The sequence below is a fragment of the Yersinia massiliensis CCUG 53443 genome (genome assembly GCF_000312485.1).
In the GTDB taxonomy this organism is placed as follows: domain Bacteria; phylum Pseudomonadota; class Gammaproteobacteria; order Enterobacterales; family Enterobacteriaceae; genus Yersinia; species Yersinia massiliensis.
On record NZ_HE997643.1, the window covers coordinates 1,658,046 to 1,679,700 of the forward strand.

Consider the following 21,655-nt stretch of genomic DNA (forward strand, 5'->3'; position numbering starts at 1 on the left):
TTAATTGTATGATGAATACATTCCGTTATTCAGGATCCTTTCTATGCGCAATGTGACTTCACTTTGCTTACAGTATCTGCGAGCTTTCTCCATTATTTACCTGTGTCTGTGGATCGGTAAATTCGTGGCCTTACTGCTACCCATCACGATCCCCGGCAGCATCATTGGCATGCTGATTTTGTTTACCCTGCTCTCATCACAAATCTTGCCTTCGACCTGGGTAAAACCCGGTTGCCGTATTCTGATCCGCTATATGGCACTGCTATTTGTGCCTATTGGGGTCGGCGTGATGCAATATTACGATCAACTCACAAAACAATTCGGGCCTATCGTGGTGTCCTGCTTTGTCAGTACCCTGATTGTGATGCTGGTGGTGGCTTATAGCTCACATTTCGTTCACCGTGAACACAAAGTGATCGGTTCTCCAACCAATGAGGAGGACGATAAATGATCAACAATTTATGGTGGTCGCTGCCACTCACTCTGATCGTGTTCTTTGCCGCTCGCTATCTGGCGCGTTGGCTTAAAATGCCGCTGTTAAATCCATTACTTATATCAATGGTTGTCATCATTCCATTGTTGTTAGTGACGCATATGCCCTACGCCAACTATTTTGCTGGCAGCAAGATCCTAAATGACCTATTGCAACCGGCGGTCGTCGCTTTGGCTTTCCCGCTATATGAGCAATTACATCAAATTCGCGCACGATGGAAATCCATCATCACCATCTGCTTTATCGGCAGCATCACCGCCATGGTCAGCGGTACAGCCATTGCCTTGTGGATGGGTGCCACACCTGAAATTGCCGCATCCGTATTACCTAAATCGGTCACCACACCGATCGCGATGGCCGTGGCTGAATCCCTCCACGGCTTGCCCGCCATTAGTGCGGTATGCGTGATTTTTGTCGGTATTTTGGGTGCCGTGTTTGGTCATACCCTGCTGAATGCACTCAAAATCAGTACCAAAGCTTCACGAGGCTTGGCAATGGGAACCGCTTCTCATGCACTCGGTACGGCTCGCTGTGCTGAATTGGATTACCAAGAAGGGGCTTTCAGCTCATTGGCACTGGTTATCTGCGGGATCATCACATCATTGATCGCCCCATTCTTATTCCCTGTGCTGTTGCATTTATTCGGTTGATCGAATGCCATCGGCACCGAATAACCCCTCTGCCGCGGCTATAAATTTGAGATACATCTCTCATTAGTCATTTAACTTGCATAAATTTCATATATAACGAGACTTAAATCACACTAATAGTGCTCTAAGCTGCCTAAAATAGCGTCCCGTTACAATTGGAGAAAACCCATGCAAGCACGTTTTCATGCCCCTTGGGCTGAGTTGCCCACGGCACTGCAATCCGCACTCGAACCTATTCTGAGTGCAAACGATTTCCCTGCCATGCTGACTGCCGAACAAGTGAAAACGGTCAAGGACATCAGTGGGTTAGATGACGATGCATTAGCATTTGCGTTATTACCCCTCGCGGCGGCTTGCGCATTAACGCCAATCTCACATTTTATGGTCGGTGCCATTGCTCGCGGAGAAAGCGGTAATCTCTATTTCGGTGCCAATATGGAATTCACCAGCGCGCCTTTGCAGCAAACTATTCACGCTGAGCAATGTGCGGTCACCCATGCGTGGCTACGCGGTGAAGCCAGTCTGGTTTCCATCACAGTGAATTACACTCCTTGCGGTCATTGCCGCCAGTTTATGAATGAGCTAAACAGCGGCACTGACTTGCACATTCATTTGCCAGGCCGCCCCGTGTCGACGCTAGGCCAATATCTACCCGATGCCTTCGGCCCCAAAGATCTGGCGATCACTACCCTGTTAATGGATGCGGTGGACCACGGTTACTCGTTGGCAGAGACGGACCCACTGACGCAAGCGGCACTTGATGGCGCAAACCACAGCCACGCGCCATACAGCCTGGCACACAGCGGTGTAGCGGTGGAGTTGGCAGACGGTTCGATTTACGTTGGTCGCTATGCCGAGAATGCCGCGTTTAACCCCAGTTTACCGCCGCTGCAAGCAGCATTAATTCTGGCGAATCTTTCCGGCAAAGATTGTTGGACCATCCGCCGCGCGGTACTGGTTGAAGGCAATCAGGCGATTTTAAGTCAGTGGGATGCCACGAATGCAACACTGGCGGCATTAAGCTGCACGGATGTTGATCGCGTCACTTTTTTAAGCAAATAAAAGCCAATTTTCTGGGGTTATATCGTTAACCCCAGATTCATCAAACATGATATTCCCAGACCCATCAAACATTACATTCTCAGCTTAACTCTCTAAATCTGCTAGATAACTCGCATTTCTATCGGTGACAGACATATTTAACTAACAAAAGCTGTACATATTTCTCTTATCTTTTAGGATCGGGGCAACTACCTGATAACGTCTAAGAGTAAAACTCATGGAACTTGAATACGAAAGTAAGCGTCCCCTGTACATCCCCTACGCCGGCCCTATCTTGTTAGAATTTCCTCTCCTGAACAAAGGCAGCGCCTTTACCGATGAAGAGCGCAACCAGTTCAACTTGCATGGATTATTGCCAGAAACGGTTGAAACCATTGAAGAACAAGCTGAGCGTGCTTACCGCCAGTATCAGGATTTCAAAAACGACGACGATAAACATATTTATCTGCGCAACATCCAAGACACCAACGAAACCCTGTTTTATCGCCTGCTAGAAGCGCATCTGAGCGAGATGATGCCCATTATCTACACGCCAACGGTTGGCGAAGCCTGCGAACACTTTTCAGACATCTACCGCCGTGCGCGCGGGTTATTCATCTCTTATCCAAATCGTGATCACATCGACGATATGCTGCAAAACGCCACCAAGCAGAATGTAAAAGTGATCGTGGTGACTGACGGTGAACGTATTCTCGGCCTTGGCGACCAGGGCATTGGTGGCATGGGTATTCCTATCGGTAAACTGTCGCTGTATACCGCATGCGGTGGTATCAGCCCAGCTTATACCTTGCCAGTCGTATTAGATGTCGGTACCAATAACCCGCAGCGCCTGAATGACCCACTGTATATGGGCTGGCGTCACCCACGTATCTCTGGTGATGAATATTATGCCTTCGTGGATGAATTCATTCAGGCGGTAAAACGCCGCTGGCCAAATGTATTATTGCAGTTTGAAGATTTCGCTCAGAATAATGCCACGCCACTGCTAAACCGCTACCGTGATGAGCTGTGCTGTTTTAACGATGATATCCAAGGTACCGCAGCCGTGACACTGGGCAGTTTGATTGCCGCCAGCCATGCCGCGGGCAGCCAGTTACGCGATCAAACTGTGACCTTCCTCGGTGCGGGTTCTGCGGGTTGTGGGATTGCAGAGCAAATTATCGCGCAAATGATTTCGGAAGGTTTAAGTGAAGAGCAAGCCCGTGAGCGCGTCTTTATGGTTGACCGTTTCGGCCTGTTAACGGATAAGCTGCCAAACTTGTTGGATTTCCAAAGTAAATTGGTGCAGAAAAGCGATGCATTGCAGCAATGGAATCTGACCAGCGATTCAATCTCACTGCTCGACGTTGTGCGTAATGCCAAACCAACGGTATTAATTGGCGTGTCAGGCCAACCGGGGCTGTTTACGGAAGAATTGATCCGCGAAATGCACAAACATTGCCCACGCCCCATTGTGATGCCACTGTCGAACCCAACCTCACGGGTTGAAGCACGACCAGAAGATATTATTAACTGGACCGATGGCGCAGCGTTAGTTGCTACAGGTAGTCCATTCTCACCGGTCAGCTACAAAGAAAAAGTCTATCCGATCGCTCAATGTAACAACTCCTATATCTTCCCAGGTATTGGCCTCGGCGTACTGGCATCCGGTGCCAAACGCGTTACCGATGGTATGTTGATGGCGGCCAGCCGCGCATTAGCGGATTGTTCGCCGCTGGCGCTGAATGGTGAAGGGGCATTGCTGCCCAATATCGATGATATTCAGGCTGTTTCCAAGACGATCGCCATGCAAGTCGGTAAAGCCGCACAGCTACAAGGTGTCGCCATTGTGACCTCAGAGGAAGCACTCGCAAAATCCATTGAGCATAACTATTGGCAGCCGCAGTACCGCAGCTATAAGCGCACATCGTTCTAAGTTTATCTGCAAAGTGATACCCGCAGACTGCTAGCAAACACCAATAACTCGATCGGGAATGGTGAGAATAAGCAGAAGAGTAAAGCGTCCGCGCCAAGGAATGGCGCGGCTCGAGCCATCAGGGATGATTTCACGGCGTCTTTACGATCTGCTTGCTCGCACCGTAACAGGCACATTGTCAGCAATCTCAAGGTGATACCCACAGATTGCTGACCAACACCAATGACTCGATCACGAACGGTGAGAACAAGCGGAAGAGTAAAGCGTCCGCGCCAAGGATGGCGCGGCTCGAGCCATCAGGGATGATTTCACGGCGTCTTTACGATCTGCTTGTTCTCACCGCAATAGGCACATTGTGAATCCTGATGAGCTTACACAAGTAAGTGATTCGGGTGAGGGCGAGCAGCTAACACCCCTGTAACGACAATGCCGAGGGTAATACCCGAGTCATTGCTGTTACAGGTAGGCAGCAAACAAACGAATCCCGATGAGCTTACACAAGTAAGTGATTCGGGTGAGGGCGAGCAGCTAACACCCCTGTAACGGCAAGGCCGAAGGGTAGAGAATGGCTTGCACCACATCGACAGGTAAAGTAGCCTAATCATTATCACCAGTGAGTTGAATGCATCAAAGGCAAAAGCATGTGGAAACGCTTGATTATTAGCTTAATTACCATCGCAGGGTTGCTGATGGTCACAGCTATTGCGCTCGATCGCTGGATCAGTTGGAAAACAGCCCCATTCATCTACGATGAGCTACAAGATTTGCCCCACCGCCAAGTTGGCGTGGTATTGGGCACAGCCAAATATTATCGTACTGGTGGGATTAATCAGTTCTATCAATACCGCATTCAAGGCGCGATCAACGCTTACAACAGCGGAAAAGTCAGCTACCTACTCCTCAGTGGCGACAACGCCCTACAAAGCTATAACGAACCCATGACCATGCGTCGAGACTTAATCGCCGCAGGTGTCGCACCGGCTGATATCGTGCTGGACTACGCTGGCTTTCGCACCTTAGACTCAATCGTCCGCACCCGTAAAGTCTTTGATACCAATGATTTTATTATCATCACCCAACGTTTCCACTGCGAACGAGCACTGTTTATCGCCCTACACATGGGAATACAAGCTCAATGCTTCGCGGTGCCATCGCCAAAAGATATGCTCAATGTCCGAGTGCGCGAAATCTTCGCCCGCCTTGGCGCACTAACCGACCTCTATTTCCTAAAACGCGAACCCCGCTTCCTCGGCCCATTAATCCCCATTCCGGCCGTACACGTCATACCGGACGACGCCCAAGGCTACCCCGCCGTCTCGCCCGAACAACTCGTCGAGCTAGAACACCGACTGGCAGAAGAAAAACAGAAAACCGCCACCCCATAACCCAGAACTCACACCATAAGTTTTGGGTTATGCCACACTTCCAATCTAGCCTTCACCCCATACCTTGCCCTCGCCCTTGCCATTGACCTCAAGCGCAATCAGAAACTATTACCGACAAAGATTGCAGGCCGAATGAGCCGCATGGACGCGGCGAAAGGGGCTGTCGAGCTGGGAGCGAGTCAGCACCGATTCGAACAGCCTGCAAACTGCAGGAGGGCACTGCGACAGCAGTAATATTTCGCGCACAGCGCGGGATTCCACAAGGGGGCCGCTGCCCCCTTTGGCGGTTGTGCCACCAAAAACCAAACAAACCACAAACCTCTAACAACCGAACAAACCACCTAGCCCAAAACCACCTAATCTCTCAACCACCGCTAACACTCCCACCACCGTGGGACTCCACAAGGGGGCCGCCGCCCCCTTTGGCGGTTGTGCCACCAAAAGCCAAACAAACCACAAACCTCTAACAACCGAACAAACCACCTAGCCCAAAACCACCCAGTTCAAAACCCCCTAGCCCCCCAAAAACCCCCTCACATCCGCCTCAACCTCCCCCATCTCCTGCAACAACTGCAACGTCTCCAACGCCTCATCCTCATCCAACCGGCTCATGGCAAACCCCACGTGCACCAACACCCAATGCCCTATCAAGGCCGTACCCGCCTCCTCATTCTCGGCCACCAACATGATATTAACGCTACGCCGCACACCACAGACATCCACCCAAGCCGTTCCCGCCTGCGCGCCATCCAATGCCACAATTTGCCCAGGGATGCCTATACACATAATCTGCCCTCTAAGCCGCCCAATCGCATTACGCTCACCACAAAAAACAGCGTCATTCCACCTCCAACCGCTTAATCATCACACCATCGTCTGCCGCGCCTATACGCAAATGACTCCCCGCACACAACGGACAACGGGTCACTTTACTGCTCAACAAATTCACGTTCTGCTGACAGTCATGACACCACACTTGCGACTGCTGCTGGCTAAGATGCAAGACACAGCCTTCCGCCAACGTACCGCGACACACCAACTCAAAACAGAACGCCAACGCCTGCGGTTCGACACAGGAAAATGCACCGGTTTCCAACCACACCCCCGTAATCCGCTGCGCGCCATGTTGCCTAGCCTGTTGCTCCATCATCGCTATCGCGTTTTGGCACAAAGTGATCTCATGCATAACTGTTTTGCTCCGGTGATCATTGCTCTGTCAAAGCAATGCAAAGAAGATGCCAGCAATACCCCGTTTTTTAGTACTGTGTTATATAACCTAACTCGATGATAAATAGAGAAGTTAATTAGAGATTATCTGCATCAAACTCACTGAATGAATAATCACTGTCGAAGTGTCACCCACCAGCTTAGTTTTCGTCACTAATGTCGACACGTCACCGCCGCAATCATCCTGTATTTCCTGCCTTTTACGTCACCGCAATTTATCTGTCACCTCGCTAACGCACAGCAGACGGGCTTTCACGTGGCTTTTTCTTTTATCTTCATCGGGCTGGCACAAAATATGCTTCAGGGCTGAGAAATGATTTCTATCTGCCTGACTGTCACCAGATTTTTGTCCCGGAGGGTATGGCTATGAACCGCTTTGTGATTGCGGAGCCGAGGCTTTGTATTGGATGCAATACCTGCATGGCTGCTTGCAGCCAAGTACATAAAGCCGAAGGTTTACAAGAGCATCCCAGATTGACCGTAATGCGTAACGCCACGGTTACGGCACCGATTCTCTGTCGTCACTGTGAAGATGCGTGGTGTGCGCGTGTGTGCCCTGTTAATGCCATCACCCTGACTAATAACGCAGTTGAATTGGATGAAACCACCTGCATCGGCTGCAAACTATGTGGTATCGCCTGCCCATTTGGCGCGATCACACCGTCAGGCAGTAAGCCCTTAGCCGTACCGGAAACCTTCCCGGAATACATCCCCATGACCGAACTGTCCGATGTCCCTTTCAGCCCAGCGAATATGAATCCTTTCTTGGCTTGGACGGCGGGTGTGCGCGCTGTGGCCGTGAAATGCGACCTGTGCAGCTTCCAACCCCAAGGGCCGGAATGCGTGCGGGTCTGTCCAACCAACGCCTTAATGCTGGTTGATGAGCAGAGCATTGAACAAGCGAGTCAGGCTAAGCGCATGGCCGCGGCCAGTTGGTTTGCTAATGACCTGCCCTTTATAACCGTGGACACCTCGCCCGCCATCTCTCACGAGGAGCAAAAAAGATGATGAATTCACTTGAGCTATTGTCGCTCTCTTTATTGCTCTATCTCGCGGGTGCATTACTTTCCCTGCTCTTGGCGCGGCGCGAAACACTGGCGATTTATGCCTCTGGGCTGGCCTCATTGCTCGGCGGTATCGCGGGTTTATTGGCTGCTGCCCCCACATTACTGGGCGGCGGCATCATTACCTTCGTGACAGCCGGGCCATTCCCCTTCGCCGCCTTCAGTTTGCGCCTTGATCCACTGGCGGCCTTTATGCTGCTGGTGATTTCATTGTTGGTCGTGATAACCGCACTCTATTCACTGGCCTATGTACAGGAATACAAAGGGCGCGGGGCGTGGGGAATGGGGGTGTTTATGAACCTGTTCATCGCCTCGATGGTGGCCTTGGTGGTCGTCGATAACGCCTTCTATTTCATCGTGTTCTTCGAAATGATGTCACTGGCCTCTTACTTCTTGGTGATTTCAGATCAAGATGACGATGCCATCGACGCGGGCCTGCTCTATTTTCTCATTGCCCACGCCGGTTCCGTACTCATCATGATTGCCTTCTTCTTGCTCTATCGCCTCAGCGGTAGTCTAGAATTCGCCGCCTTCCGGCAAGCCAATCCACAACCCATCATGGCCTCGATTATCTTCTTGCTGGCCTTCTTTGGTTTTGGTGCAAAAGCGGGGATGCTCCCCCTGCACGGCTGGCTGCCACGGGCGCATCCAGCGGCACCATCCCATGCCTCAGCCTTGATGTCCGGTGTCATGGTCAAAATCGGCATCTTCGGCATCATCAAGGTGGGCATTGATTTACTCGGCGCCAGCCAACTGTGGTGGGGCCTGGTCGTGCTGGCGTTCGGCGCAGTGTCTTCCGTATTAGGGGTGCTGTATGCACTAGCAGAGCACGATATCAAACGGCTCTTGGCTTATCACACGGTTGAAAACATCGGCATCATCTTAATGGGGGTCGGTGTTGGCATGATAGGCATCGCCAGCCAGCAACCGGTATTGGCGGCCCTTGGCCTGCTCGGCGCGCTCTACCATCTGCTTAACCACGCCGTCTTCAAAGGGCTACTGTTCCTCGGTGCCGGTGCCGTCATTTATCGCATCCACACCAAAGACATGGAGAAAATGGGCGGGCTGGCCAGAATGATGCCTTATACCGCGCTGGCCTTTTTGGTGGGCTGTATGGCGATCTCGGCCCTGCCGCCGTTTAACGGTTTTGTCAGTGAATGGTTCACCTACCAATCCCTGTTTACCATGACCAAAGACGGCGGCTTTATTATTCGCCTCGCAGGGCCGATTGCCATTGTGATGCTCGCCATCACCGGTGCGTTGGCCGCGATGTGCTTTGTGAAAGTGTATGGCATTAGCTTCTGTGGCTTGCCGCGCACAGAAAAAGCGGCACAAGCGCGAGAAGTGCCGTGGCCGATGACCGCTTCCATGTTGCTGCTGGCGTTACTTTGCCTCGCACTGGGCGTGGGAGCTTCCCATGTCGCGCCCGTCATCGCCCGCATCGCCTCTAGTCTGATTACCACCTCACCCGCGCCGACGTTGCAGGTGGCGCAAGGAGCCGTACTGTTCCCGCAACACAGCACGCAGGCGATGCTGTCCACTCTCTATATCTTCTTCGGCTTACTTCTCTTGCCGCTGGTGATTTTACTGGTCACCCACCTCTACAAAGGCAGCCGCTTGACCTTTCGTCATGGCGGAGATCCTTGGGCCTGTGGCTATGCCTACGAACAAGACATGACGGTTTCGGCTGGGGGCTTTACCCAACCGCTGCGGGTGATGTTTGCCCCACTCTACCGTATGCGTAAAAAACTGGACCCCGCGCCGATGATGAAAACGGCTTTGGAACATTCCGTTAATGGTGCCACCAGAGTGGAGCCGGTATGGGACGACCACGTTGTGGCCCCGCTTATCCGCGCTATCCAATGGCTCAGCCAGCGTATTCAGTGGCTGCAACAGGGTGATTTCCGCCTCTACTGTCTGTATGTGGTCGCCGCACTGGTGGTCCTGCTGATTGTCGCGGCTATTTAAGGAGACGAGCAATGCCAACTACTGATATGCCTGCAGTCTCTATGATTGCCTTCGCCTTCGGGCAGGCGCTTTTCATGCTGGCGCTGGCACCGCTAATGTCCGGTATTTCCCGCATGGTAAAAGCCCGAATGCACTCTCGCCGTGGGCCGGGTGTGCTGCAAGAGTACCGCGACTTAGCCAAGCTGCTGAAGCGGCAAGATGTGGCACCGGCGAATGCTGGCGTCATCTTCCGCCTGATGCCCTATGTGCTGTTGGGTAGCATGCTGCTGATCGCGATGGCGCTGCCGATTTTCACCTTGGCGTCACCCTTTGGTGTGGCAGGGGATCTGATCGCTCTGCTTTATCTGTTTGCGCTGTTCCGCTTCTTCTTCTCGTTAGCCGGTTTGGATAGCGGCAGCATCTTCGCGGGTATCGGCGCGAGTCGTGAGTTAACGCTGGGTGTGCTCGTCGAACCCACGCTGATCCTCTCGCTGCTGGTCGTGGGGCTGATCGCCGGTTCCACCAATATCGGCACCATTAGCACTGCGCTATCTGAAGGCCACTGGCAATCACCAACCGCCACTGCATTGGCGCTGCTGGCCTGCGGCTTCGCGGTATTTATCGAAATGGGCAAAATCCCGTTCGATGTCGCCGAGGCTGAACAAGAGTTACAAGAAGGGCCATTAACCGAATATTCCGGTGCTTCGCTGGGGCTGGTCAAATGGGGCATCAGCCTGAAACAAGTGGTTGTCGCGCAACTGTTCCTCGGCGTGTTTATCCCGTTTGGCAAACTGGCGGTGCTGAGCGGAACCGGCATGCTATGGGCGCTGGTCGCCTGCGTGGTCAAGTTAGTGGTGGTGTTTACCCTCGCCTCTGTGGTGGAAAACAGTATTGCCCGAGGGCGTTTCTTGTTGACCTCTCATGTTACTTGGTTGGGGTTTGGCGTCGCTGCCCTATCCCTCGTTTTCTATCTCACGGGTCTTTAAGGCGCTAATCACCCCATCATGGAGAACATGGCTCTTATGAACATTGGTCTTATGAACTTAGCCATTATGGAAAACATAGCCCTCATGGAACATGTAGCCCTTGCGACTATTTTGATCCCGTTTGCGGGGGCTATCCTCACCGCCTGTCTACCCCAGCGCATGGCGAAATGGTCCTGTACCTTTTTTGCCCTGCTAGCCACCTTGGGGACGGTACTTTTGGCCTACGCCTACTTAGGCGGTGGAAAGGTAGATGTCACCTTTAATCTGATTCATTACGGCGAAATGGCGCTGTTTGGCCTGACCATCGACCGCATCAGTACCTTGATTGCTTTTGCCGTGGTGTTTCTTGGGCTGCTGGTCAGTATCTATTCCACCGGCTATCTCACGTTGGGCAATCGGGAGCATCCACACGAAGGCACAAACCGCTACTACGCGTTGCTGTTGGTGTTTATCGGTGCCATGGCGGGGCTGGTTCTCTCCTCCACCTTACTGGGCCAACTGTTCTTCTTTGAAATTACCGGCGGCTGCTCGTGGGGCTTGATTGGTTACTATCAGAGTCAACGCTCCTTACGTTCCGCGCTCAAAGCCTTGTTGGTGACCCACGTAGCCGCCATTGGCCTGTATCTGGCGGCAGCGGTGCTGCTGGTCAACACCGGCACCTTTGCGCTTACGGCGCTGGCGCAACTGGATAACACCACCAAAATCATCGTGTTCGGCGGCATCCTGTTTGCGGCTTGGGGGAAATCGGCCCAGTTGCCGCTGCATATCTGGTTACCCGATGCGATGGAAGCGCCGACACCGGTCAGTTCCTATCTGCATGCTGCCTCGATGGTCAAAGTGGGCGTCTACATCTTCGCCCGCGCCATCTACTCAGCAGGAGATGTGCCGCAGATTATCGGCACTGTGGGGATGGTGATGGCGGTAATTACGCTGATTTATGGCTTCTTCATGTACCTGCCGCAAAAAGATATGAAGCGGCTGCTGGCTTACTCCACCATCACTCAGTTGTCTTATATCTTCTTCGCATTGTCACTGGCTATCTACGGCTCCAACTTGGCCTTTGAAGGCGGCATTGCTTACATCTTCAACCATGCGTTTGCCAAGAGTTTGTTCTTCTTAGTCGCCGGTGCGCTGAGCTATAGCTGTGGCACCCGCATGCTGCCAAAACTCAAAGGCATCATGGGCAAAATGCCGCTGTTGGGCGTGGGGTTCTGTGTCGCAGCACTGGCCATCACCGGTGTACCGCCTTTCAACGGCTTCTTCAGTAAATTCCCCATTTTTGCTGCTGGCTTCTCGCTCTCTCACGAACATTGGCTCCTGATCCCGCTGCTGGTCTTGGCGCTGATTGAATCGGTGGCGAGCTTCGGCTGGTTCTTGTACTGGTTCGGGCAAACCGTACCCGGTAAGCCATCAGAAGAAGTCGCCAGTGCTAAACCGCTGCCATTGGCGATGCAGGGGGTGCTGGTGATTCTGGTGATCATGTCAGTGTGCTCAAGCTTTATTGCCGTCGCTTGGCTCGGATAAGGGAGTAGAAAATGACCGGAACATTACTCGTCAACAATCTCGCAGGGCTGCTGATCATTACCTCGCTGCTGGTCATCATCGTGAAGAAACCCGCGACCTCGGCGCTGTTTTATGCCTTGCAGTCACTGGTCTTGGTGCTGATTTTTCTGGTGCTGGCTGAAACGCTGCACGCCCACGAGTTGTACATGTGGTCGTTAACGGCATTTATCACCAAAGTGGTTCTGGTGCCGTGGATTATGTATCGCGCGTTTCGCCAGATGGAAGATCCCAAAGCCAACGGCGGTGTGATAGGCACGGCTAGCCTGATTTTTATCGCCGCCATCATTATTTTGCTCAGTTATTTTGTGGTTGAACCGGTGCAATTGCCGATGGTGAGCGCCCTCAAACCCGCACTGGCGGTGTCCTTAGGGCATTTCCTGATTGGTCTGCTGTGCATCGTCACCCAGCGCAATATTCTGAAAAATATTTTTGGCTACTGCCTGATGGAGAACGGCGCGCACTTGATGCTGGCACTACTCGCTTTTCGCGCACCGGAGTTGGTGGAGATTGGTATCGCCACCGATGCCATCTTCGCGGTGATTGTGATGACGTTCATGGCGCGCAAGATTTACCGCACGCTGCACACGCTGGATGTTAAACAACTGACGGCGCTCAAGGGGTAATGAAATGAGTAATACGGACCTGCTGTTGTTACTGCTGGCGATACCTCTGATAGCCTCACTGCTGGCTTTTGCTTCACGTGCCTTGGGCAATGCAGCCCGCGCGGCAACCACTTGGGTGCATGTCGTCGGGATCAGTTTATTGTTGGTGGTGGCATTGACGGTGGTGTGTCGAGTGGCGCTCGACGGGGAGATTCTCGCGGCGCACCACTGGTTGCATATTGACAGCCTCAGCGCACTCTTCTTAGCCATTTTGGCCATTATCGGCTTTATCACCGGCGTTTATTCCCTCGGCTATATGCGCCATGAAGTGAATAACGGTGAAATCACGGTCGGTACACTGTGCAACTATTATGGCTTCTTCCATCTGTTTCTGTTCACCATGTTACTGGTGGTCACCAGTAACAACCTGATTCTGATGTGGGTTGGTATCGAAGCCACCACCCTCAGTTCAGCTTTCTTGGTGGGATTATACGGTCAGCGCTCCTCGCTGGAAGCGGCGTGGAAGTACATCATTATCTGTACGGTTGGCGTGGCATTCGGCTTGTATGGCACCGTGTTGGTGTATGCCAACGCCGCCAATGTGTTGGCCGATCCGGGCAGTGCTATCTTCTGGACGGTGGTCGCAGAGCACGCCAAAGAGCTTGATCCTAGCCTGATGCATCTGGCGTTTGTCTTTATCCTGATTGGCTTTGGCACCAAAACGGGCCTGTTCCCCATGCACTCATGGCTACCCGACGCCCACAGTGAAGCCCCTAGCCCCACCAGCGCCTTATTATCTGCCGTGCTACTCAATTGCGCCCTGCTGGTGATCATCCGTTATTACATCATTATCAGCACCGCCATCGGGCCATATTTCCCGCAAATGTTGCTGTTGGTGTTTGGCATGATGTCCGTCGCTGTCTCAGCGTTCTTTATTCTGGCGCAGCGCGATATGAAGCGCTTGCTGGCTTATTCCAGCGTCGAGAACATGGGGTTAATTGCTGTCGCACTGGGCATTGGTGGCCCACTGGGTGTGCTAGCCGCGCTGTTCCACACCCTGAATCACAGCTTGGCAAAGACCTTGCTGTTCTGCGGCTCCGGTAACGTATTGCTGAAATATGGCACACGGGATATGGGGGCAATCAAAGGCATTATTCGTGTCGCGCCCCTCACCGCCGTGCTATTGGCAGGAGGCGCGCTGGCACTGGCGGGGATGCCACCGTTTAACGTGTTTATCAGCGAATTTATGGTGGTGGCTGCGGCCATCAAAGCGGGCCATATCGGGCTGGTGATTGTGCTGCTCCTGCTGCTGACATTGGTTTTAGCGGGGCTGGTACGCATGATTGCCAGCACGGTATTAGGGACGCCACCCGAAGCGGTCAGTAAAGGTGAATTAGGCATCCTCACCACCGCGCCCATGGCACTGCTATTACTGCTGATGTTGCTACTCGGCGTGCATATCCCCACTCCCGTGACCCGTTTGCTGACTGATGCGGCGCAGATTGTGCTCAAGAACGACAGCCCCATTGAACAACCCTTTATGTTGCCGTGGGAACATCTGTCCCCCATGAAAGCCATTTCGCCAGCGCCAACGGCCCCTTCCGTCGCAGATACGCATACCGCCCTGCAACTTACCCCGACACGTCAGGAGATGTAACGTGACTCACGAAACGCCTATTTCAGCCACTTCAGTTTCAGGCCAACCACAGGGCGGTGAAAAACTCGGTGCCGCTTATGTGGCTCGCCTGCGTGAACAATTTCCGTCGGCTATCCTCGATGAAGCGTGGCAAACCCACGATCAACTGACCATTACCATCAAGCTGAACAGCCTGCCGGATGTGGTAGAACACCTTTACTATCAGCAAGGCGGTTGGTTATCGGTATTGTTCGGTAACGATGAACGCAGCCTAAATGGCTATTTCGCGATTTATTATGTGCTGTCGATGGAAGGCCGCGAACAATACGGCGCAGATACCGGTAAACATTATGGCGATAAGTGTTGGGTTATCGTCAAAGCGCTCATTAGCCCCGAACGGCCTGAGTTCCCCGCAGTGACACCACGCGTTCCCGCCGCCGTTTGGGGTGAGCGCGAAGTGCGTGATATGTACGGTTTACAACCAGTGGGTCTGCCGGATGAGCGCCGTTTAGTATTGCCCGATGATTGGCCAGACGATCTGTATCCGCTGCGTAAAGACACCATGGATTACCGCCAACGCCCCACCCCGACCGGCGATACGGAAACCTATCAGTTTGAGAATGAAGCAGGCAGCAGCAGCCGTGTCGTCCCCATCGGCCCAATGCATATTACCTCCGATGAACCGGGTCACTTCCGTTTGTTCGTGGATGGCGAAGACATTATCGATGCGGATTACCGCTTGTTCTATGTTCATCGCGGCATGGAAAAACTGGCTGAAACCCGCATGGGCTACAACGATGTGACCTTCTTGTCAGACCGTATTTGCGGCATTTGTGGTTTTACTCATAGCGTGGCTTACACTTCATCGATTGAAAATGCCTTGGGTATTATCGTGCCACCGCGGGCGCAGATGATCCGTACCATTTTGCTGGAAGTCGAGCGGCTGCATAGCCATCTGCTCAATATCGGGCTGTCCTGTCACTTCGTGGGCTTCGATACCGGTTTCATGCAGTTCTTCCGCGTGCGTGAAAAAGCCATGACCATCGCTGAGATGCTCACTGGGGCGCGTAAAACCTACGGTTTGAATCTGATTGGTGGCGTGCGTCGCGATATCCTCAAAGCCGATCGCCTCAAAACCTTGCAATTAGTGGCGGAGATGCGCGCTGATATCGGCCAACTGGTGGATATGCTGATGAGCACCGCCAATATTGAACAACGCACGGTTGGTGTTGGCCTGCTGGACCGTAAAATCGCCCGCGATTTTAGCCCTGTCGGCCCGATGATCCGCGCCAGCGGTTTTGCCCGCGATATGCGCCACGACCACAGCTACGCTAATTACGCCAATGTGCCCAAAGAACTGTTTAGCTTAGAGGGCTGCGATGTGAACTCTCGCTTGTTGGTGCGAGTCCGTGAATTCTTTGACTCATTGGTGATGATTGAGTATGGCCTGAACCACATGCCGAGCGGCCCGTTGCTGGAGGAGAAAGTCCACTATCAACCCTACAAGTTTGCTCTCGGTTTCTCAGAAGCGCCACGGGGTGAAGATGTTCACTGGAGCATGACCGGCGACAATCAAAAACTGTTCCGCTGGCGTTGTCGCGCGGCCACTTATGCCAACTGGCCAGTGCTGCGCTACATGCTACGGGGCAATACCGTTTCCGATGCGCCCCTGATTATCGGCAGCCTCGATCCCTGCTATTCCTGTACTGACCGAGTCACCTTGGTGGATGTGCGTAAGCAAAAATCCGTCACGGTGCCGTACAAAGAGATTGAACGTTATGGCATCGAGCGCACCCATTCGCCGCTCAAATAGAGGGATGAAGAATGTTAAAACTGTTTAAAACCATCCTGAAAGTGGGCGATACCACGGTGAAATACCCGTTTAAGCCGCTCGAAGTCAGTCAGGGGTTTCGTGGTAAGCCACAGTATGATGCCGAGCAGTGCATTGCTTGCGGCGCTTGCACCATGGCCTGCCCTGCCAATGCGCTGACCATGGAAACGGATATCGTCAGCGGGACACGTCAGTGGCAGTTGTTCCTAGGTCGCTGCATCTTCTGCGGGCGCTGTGAAGAAGTTTGCCCGACCCGCGCCATTGTTCTGTCGCAGGAGTTTGAGCTGGCGGTATTCAATAAAGCGGATTTATTTCAACGTGCCAGCTTTACTCTCACCCACTGCCAACAGTGCCAGAAACCTTTTGCGCCGAAAAAAGAGGTCGATTACGTGATGGCGCTGCTGATTCACTCCGGCATGAGCGCGGAGGATATCGAGCTGCAACGGCCCCATTTTGAAACCTGCCCTGATTGTAAGCGTAAACAGAATATCGTCGGCAATAGCAATATCTCGATGACCCAGCAGACCATCAACAATCAGCATCCTGATGAGGGAACCCATTCATGAGCCAGTCAGATTCAGCAAAATCAGCTTGGGGGCATCATGTTAGCCAGCCGGTACCACTGGACCCCGCCGTTGCGAAGTTAAAAAGCACATTGCTAAAAGACATCAAACGTTCTGCCTATGTCTATCGGGTGGATTGCGGCGGCTGTAACGGCTGTGAAATTGAGATTTTCTCCTCGATCACCCCGCTATTCGACACCGAACGTTTTGGCATAAAAGTGGTGGCCTCGCCGCGCCACGCTGACATTCTGCTGTTCACTGGCGCGGTGACCCGTGCCATGCGTAGCCCAGCCCTACGCGCCTATGAATCGGCACCAGATCCGAAAATCTGTGTCTCTTACGGTGCCTGCGGTTGCGGCGGTGGCATCTTCCACGACCTGTATTGTGTCTGGGGAGGCAGCGACACCATTGTGCCGATTGACGTCTACATTCCTGGCTGCCCACCGACCCCTGCGGCCACCATTTATGGTTTTGCGGTGGCGCTTGGCCTGCTGGAGCAGAAGCTGAAAGGCCAAGACCACCAAGAGGCCGCTGACGAACGAGTGGCGCTGATCCATCCTGATGCCCCTTTAACGCTGCGGGTGTTATTGGAGCGTGAAGCTCGCCGCATGGCCGGTTATCGGCAAGGACGAGAAATTACTGATCGCTTTTTGTCACTGCTGGTCAATCAGCCCTTACAGGGACTGGAGCAGCGCTGCCAGATTTACCTCAATCAGCAAGATGATCCACGCTTGAGCGAGATTTTTGCTTGCTTGCAGCAGATAACGTTAATGCAGTTAGCGGGAGGACATGTTGATGGGCGCTAACGTCGTTTTTTACGCACTAAACCAAAAGTTCCTCGACAGTGATGACGACATGCCCGCACAGGCGCAACAGGTGATGTATTACTCCTTAGCCATTGGCCACCATGTCGGGGTGATTGACTGCCTGAAAGCCATCATGACATGCCCATTGGCCGAATATGAGCAATGGTTCAGTCAGTTACCCGCAGGCGAGGCTCACCGCAAAATGGCTGGCCTGTTGAAATTTGGTGAAATCACCATCGACAGCACCCACACCCAGTTGCTGGCAAAAGCCTTTGCACCACTGGCTGAAGATCCTGCGTCACTGCATCGGCCTTGGAGCCAGCAGTTACTGCAAACGCTGTACGATATCGAGCAAGAACCCGCCATTTATTTAATGGTTAAACGCGTTATGGCTAAAAAAGAAAATAGTGAAAACCGCCTATGAATCAGCCCAATACCGTGACAAATTTAGTTTTAACCGTGGGCAATAGCATGATGGGCGATGACGGCGCAGGGCCATTGTTGGCTGAGCGCATGACGGAGCAACCCTTAGCGGATTGGCAGGTGATTGATGGCGGCTCTGCGCCAGAAAACGTGGTGCATCGCATTCGTGCCATGCAACCTTCTCGGCTGATTATTGTTGATGCGGCCGACATGGAACTCGCGCCGGGGGAGATTCGAATCATTGACCCTGATCGGATTGCTGAGATGTTCATCATGAGCACCCATAATATGCCGCTCAATTTTCTGATTGATCAGCTAAAAGAGGATATCCCCGAGGTGGTTTTCGTGGGTATCCAACCCACCCTTGTGGCGTTCTACTTCCCCATGACCGATATCGTGAAACACGCAGTAGAAACACTGTATCAGCAGTTGCCCCAGTGGCAGGGTGACGGCGGCTTTGCGCATCTGTGACTGAGTGACGGTGTGGCGTCGTCAAATTTGCCGACGTCACCGCTACCGACAGTATTCCCCCGCCCTACCCATCGCAGAAAAAAACCATAAAACCCTGTTAAAACAATGAGATTAACTCCACTTAACTTCACTTATTCAAGTTGGCATAAACCATGCAATATGTGGGTGAATAGATGTGTAGGTGAATAGATGTGTAGGTGAATAAATGAATCCCGATGAGTTGAATCATGGGGACATCAGAACAGCCGTCCCTTGCAAGTTGAGAGACGACGGGGACAGGACCGTAAGGAGATTAAGCAATGAACCGGTTCATTATTGCAGATCCAAAGAAATGTATTGGCTGCCGCACCTGCGAGGTTGCCTGCGTGCTGGCACACAATGGTGGCAGGTTGGATGCCGTGAATAAGGCTAATTTCGCCCCGCGATTGCAAGTCGTCAAAGGGTTGAATGTCAGCACCACCATTATGTGCCGTCACTGTGAAGACGCACCTTGTGCCAATGTCTGCCCGAACGGGGCCATTGTTCGCGCGGCCGACAGCATTCAAGTGTTGCAAGAGAAATGCATTGGCTGCAAAACCTGTGTCGTTGCTTGCCCATACGGTGCCATGAACGTGGTGACTAAACAGGTCGAAGTGATGTTTAACGGCCTCTCGCAGGGTTTTTGTCTCAAAGCTGAAGCGCAAAAATGCGACCTGTGTATCGGGCGCGCGGCTGGCCCAGCCTGTATTGCCGTTTGCCCAACACATGCACTGCATATGATTGGACGCGACACCATGCAAGCCATGCTGCGTAAAAAACAAATGCGTGCGGCATTAGATGAAGCCAACGAGATGAATTTCTAAGCCGAAACGGCTGCAAGAACGAAGGATAATAATCATGCATAAAGCACTCACGGTTTGTCCCTACTGCGGCTCTGGCTGCAAAATTAATTTGCTGGTTGAAAACGGCAAAGTTGTTGGCGCAGAAGGCGCTAATGGTGTCACTAATCAGGGTGAACTTTGCCTGAAAGGCTATTACGGCTGGGATTTCCTTAACGATACCAAGCTGCTCACGCCGCGCCTGAAACAGCCCATGATCCGTCGGCAAAAAGGCGGCAAGCTGGAAGCGGTGTCTTGGGATGAAGCTATCGAGTTTGCCAGTAGCAAATTACGGGCAATCAAAGAAAAATATGGCCCCGAAGCCATTATGCACACCGGCTCTTCCCGTGGACCAGGCAATGAAACCAATTATGTGATGCAAAAATTTGCCCGCGCCGTCACCGGTAGCAACAATATTGACTGCTGCGCCCGTGTTTGCCACGGCCCATCTGTGGCCGGTCTGCAAGTGACGCTGGGCAATGGCGCCATGAGCAACTCAATCTGCGAGATTGAAGACACCAAATGTATTTTGGTATTTGGCTACAACGCCGCCGATTCACACCCGATCGTGGCCCGCCGTATCCTGAAAGCCAAAGAAAAAGGCGCAAAAGTGATTGTCTGCGATCCGCGCCATATTGAAACAGCCCGTATTTCAGACCTGTGGTTGCCACTGAAAAATGGTTCGAATATGGCGTTGGTCAATGCTTTTGCTAACGTGTTGATCACCGAAGAACTCTACGATAAAGACTATGTTTCACGCTATACCGAAGGTTTCGATGAGTATCGTGCCATCGTCGCCAAGTACACGCCGGAGTATGTCGAAGATATCACTGGCTTGCCCGCGCAAACTATCCGTGAAGCCATGCGTATCTATGCCGCCGCCCCTTCTGCCACAATTTTGTGGGGCATGGGCGTCACCCAGTGGGGCCAAGGTGTGGATGTCGTGAAAGGGTTATCCGGCTTAGCCTTGTTGACCGGTAATCTTGGTCGCCCGAATGTCGGTGTCGGTCCGGTTCGTGGGCAAAACAACGTGCAAGGCGCTTGCGATATGGGAGCTTTGCCTAATATGTATCCCGGCTACCAGCCGGTGGTCGATCCCGCGACGCTGGAAAAATTTGCTAAAGCATGGGGTGTGCCTTCGTTATCCAACAAAATTGGCTACTCCCTGACCGACGTCCCACACAAAGTGAAAGAAGGCAAAATCAAAGCCAACTACGTGATGGGCGAAGATCCGCTGCAAACAGAACCCGATCTTTCGATGATGCGGGAAGCGTTCAGTGAGTTAGAACTGCTGATTGTGCAGGATATTTTCATGACCAAAACCGCTGCCGAAGCGGATGTGATTTTCCCTGCCACCTCTTGGGGTGAGCATGAAGGGGTTTATTCTGCCGCTGACCGAGGTTTCCAGCGTTTCGAAAAAGCCGTTGATGCACAAGGTGATGTGAAGCCGGATTGGGAAATCATCAGTCTGATGGCAACTGCTCTCGGTTATCCGATGAAGTATCACAATACCAAAGAGATTTGGGATGAGCTGCGCGAGCTGTGCCCGCTGTACTACGGTGCGACCTACGAGAAAATGGCGGGGTTGGGTTATGTACCATGGCCCTGTACTACAGAAGACAGCCCCGGTACGCCGTGGTTGTATGCCGGTAATAAATTTGACCGCCCTGGTGGTAAAGGATTGCTGTTTGCCAGTGAATGGCGTGCGCCAATGGAGCAGGTCGATGCGGATTATCCGTTAGTGCTCTGTACGGTGCGCGAAGTAGGTCACTATTCTTGCCGTTCGATGACGGGTAACTGTTCAGCGTTGCAAACATTGGCCGATGAACCAGGTTACGTGCAGATCAGCCCACAAGATGCCGATAAAATGCAGTTGCGGGATCAACAGTTGGTTTGGGTGGCATCACGGCGCGGCAAGGTGATTACTCGCGTTTCCGTCAGTGAGCGTATCAATGTCGGTGCGGTGTATATGACCTACCAATGGTGGATTGGGGCCTGTAATGAGCTGACACTTGACCATCTGGATCCGATTTCCAAAACGCCAGAGTATAAGTATTGCGCGGTTAAGCTGGAGGCTATTCCTGATCAGATTTGGGCAGAGAATTATGTGCAGCAGGAATATAGTCAGTTGAAGGCGCGGTTACGTAGAGAGGCTGAAGTGGTTTAGTCGAATC

Annotated in this window: 20 protein-coding genes; 18 read left to right on the top strand and 2 right to left on the bottom strand. The window is 52.6% G+C overall.

Features of this window, described 5'->3' with window-relative positions:
- The first annotated feature begins 43 nt into the window (after positions 1–43).
- From BN68_RS07515 to sanA, 5 genes are all read left to right on the top strand, one after another.
- Positions 44–451: a CidA/LrgA family protein gene (locus BN68_RS07515; RefSeq protein WP_019210550.1), complete on the top strand. Its 408-nt coding sequence runs from the start codon at positions 44–46 to the stop codon at positions 449–451.
- Entirely contained in the window at positions 448–1,143 is a 696-nt protein-coding gene (locus BN68_RS07520; protein ID WP_019210551.1) for a CidB/LrgB family autolysis modulator, read from the top strand. Before BN68_RS07515 ends, BN68_RS07520 begins: the two co-directional genes overlap by 4 nt.
- Positions 1,144–1,311: 168 nt before the next feature.
- On the top strand, positions 1,312–2,205 hold the full coding sequence (gene cdd, locus BN68_RS07525; RefSeq protein WP_019210552.1) for a cytidine deaminase: 894 nt from the start codon (positions 1,312–1,314) through the stop codon (positions 2,203–2,205).
- Between the two features lie 217 nt (positions 2,206–2,422).
- On the top strand, positions 2,423–4,120 hold the full coding sequence (locus tag BN68_RS07530; protein ID WP_019210553.1) for an NAD-dependent malic enzyme: 1,698 nt from the start codon (positions 2,423–2,425) through the stop codon (positions 4,118–4,120).
- 641 nt (positions 4,121–4,761) lie between these two features.
- Positions 4,762–5,505, top strand: a complete 744-nt coding sequence (sanA, locus tag BN68_RS07535; protein WP_019210554.1) for an outer membrane permeability protein SanA — start codon at positions 4,762–4,764, stop codon at positions 5,503–5,505.
- Positions 5,506–6,018: 513 nt separating this feature from the next.
- Here sanA and BN68_RS07540 read toward each other — a convergent pair.
- Together BN68_RS07540 and hypA are read right to left on the bottom strand one after the other, a co-directional pair.
- Complete coding sequence (locus BN68_RS07540) at positions 6,019–6,291, bottom strand: HypC/HybG/HupF family hydrogenase formation chaperone (protein WP_019210555.1); 273 nt, start codon at positions 6,289–6,291, stop codon at positions 6,019–6,021.
- A gap of 52 nt (positions 6,292–6,343) precedes the next feature.
- Positions 6,344–6,691 carry a hydrogenase maturation nickel metallochaperone HypA gene (gene hypA / locus BN68_RS07545; protein ID WP_019210556.1) on the bottom strand — a complete coding sequence of 116 codons (348 nt, stop codon included), beginning with the start codon at positions 6,689–6,691 and terminating at the stop codon, positions 6,344–6,346.
- Between the two features lie 407 nt (positions 6,692–7,098).
- Between hypA and BN68_RS07550 the strand changes: the two genes are divergently transcribed.
- The 13 genes from BN68_RS07550 (at position 7,099) to fdhF (ending at position 21,648) form a co-directional block, all read left to right on the top strand.
- Complete coding sequence (locus BN68_RS07550) at positions 7,099–7,740, top strand: 4Fe-4S dicluster domain-containing protein (protein ID WP_042806425.1); 642 nt, start codon at positions 7,099–7,101, stop codon at positions 7,738–7,740.
- Positions 7,737–9,764, top strand: a complete 2,028-nt coding sequence (hyfB, locus tag BN68_RS07555) for a hydrogenase 4 subunit B (RefSeq protein ID WP_019210558.1) — start codon at positions 7,737–7,739, stop codon at positions 9,762–9,764. The genes BN68_RS07550 and hyfB overlap by 4 nt, the downstream gene beginning before the upstream one ends.
- A gap of 11 nt (positions 9,765–9,775) precedes the next feature.
- Positions 9,776–10,729 carry a respiratory chain complex I subunit 1 family protein gene (locus BN68_RS07560; protein ID WP_019210559.1) on the top strand — a complete coding sequence of 318 codons (954 nt, stop codon included), beginning with the start codon at positions 9,776–9,778 and terminating at the stop codon, positions 10,727–10,729.
- An 84-nt stretch (positions 10,730–10,813) separates the two neighbouring features.
- The gene (locus tag BN68_RS07565; RefSeq protein ID WP_186375629.1) at positions 10,814–12,253 is read left to right on the top strand and encodes a hydrogenase 4 subunit D; all 1,440 of its coding nucleotides are present in this window, start codon (positions 10,814–10,816) and stop codon (positions 12,251–12,253) included.
- Between the two features lie 11 nt (positions 12,254–12,264).
- Positions 12,265–12,915, top strand: a complete 651-nt coding sequence (gene hyfE, locus BN68_RS07570; RefSeq protein WP_019210561.1) for a hydrogenase 4 membrane subunit — start codon at positions 12,265–12,267, stop codon at positions 12,913–12,915.
- A 4-nt stretch (positions 12,916–12,919) separates the two neighbouring features.
- Positions 12,920–14,551, top strand: coding sequence for a hydrogenase 4 subunit F (locus BN68_RS07575; protein ID WP_019210562.1), 1,632 nt, complete (start codon positions 12,920–12,922; stop codon positions 14,549–14,551).
- A gap of 1 nt (position 14,552) precedes the next feature.
- Positions 14,553–16,343, top strand: coding sequence for a hydrogenase large subunit (locus tag BN68_RS07580; RefSeq protein ID WP_019210563.1), 1,791 nt, complete (start codon positions 14,553–14,555; stop codon positions 16,341–16,343).
- A gap of 11 nt (positions 16,344–16,354) precedes the next feature.
- Complete coding sequence (gene hyfH / locus BN68_RS07585) at positions 16,355–16,927, top strand: hydrogenase 4 subunit H (RefSeq protein ID WP_019210564.1); 573 nt, start codon at positions 16,355–16,357, stop codon at positions 16,925–16,927.
- Positions 16,924–17,730 carry an NADH-quinone oxidoreductase subunit B family protein gene (gene nuoB, locus BN68_RS07590; RefSeq protein ID WP_019210565.1) on the top strand — a complete coding sequence of 269 codons (807 nt, stop codon included), beginning with the start codon at positions 16,924–16,926 and terminating at the stop codon, positions 17,728–17,730. Before hyfH ends, nuoB begins: the two co-directional genes overlap by 4 nt.
- Positions 17,720–18,154, top strand: a complete 435-nt coding sequence (locus BN68_RS07595; protein WP_019210566.1) for a formate hydrogenlyase maturation HycH family protein — start codon at positions 17,720–17,722, stop codon at positions 18,152–18,154. The genes nuoB and BN68_RS07595 overlap by 11 nt, the downstream gene beginning before the upstream one ends.
- Complete coding sequence (gene hycI, locus BN68_RS07600) at positions 18,151–18,624, top strand: hydrogenase maturation peptidase HycI (RefSeq protein ID WP_019210567.1); 474 nt, start codon at positions 18,151–18,153, stop codon at positions 18,622–18,624. Before BN68_RS07595 ends, hycI begins: the two co-directional genes overlap by 4 nt.
- Before the next feature lie 299 nt (positions 18,625–18,923).
- Complete coding sequence (locus BN68_RS07605) at positions 18,924–19,466, top strand: 4Fe-4S binding protein (RefSeq protein ID WP_019210568.1); 543 nt, start codon at positions 18,924–18,926, stop codon at positions 19,464–19,466.
- 34 nt (positions 19,467–19,500) lie between these two features.
- Positions 19,501–21,648 (top strand): formate dehydrogenase subunit alpha, encoded by a 2,148-nt coding sequence (gene fdhF / locus BN68_RS07610; protein WP_019210569.1) that lies wholly within the window; start codon positions 19,501–19,503, stop codon positions 21,646–21,648.
- Positions 21,649–21,655: the final 7 nt, after the last annotated feature.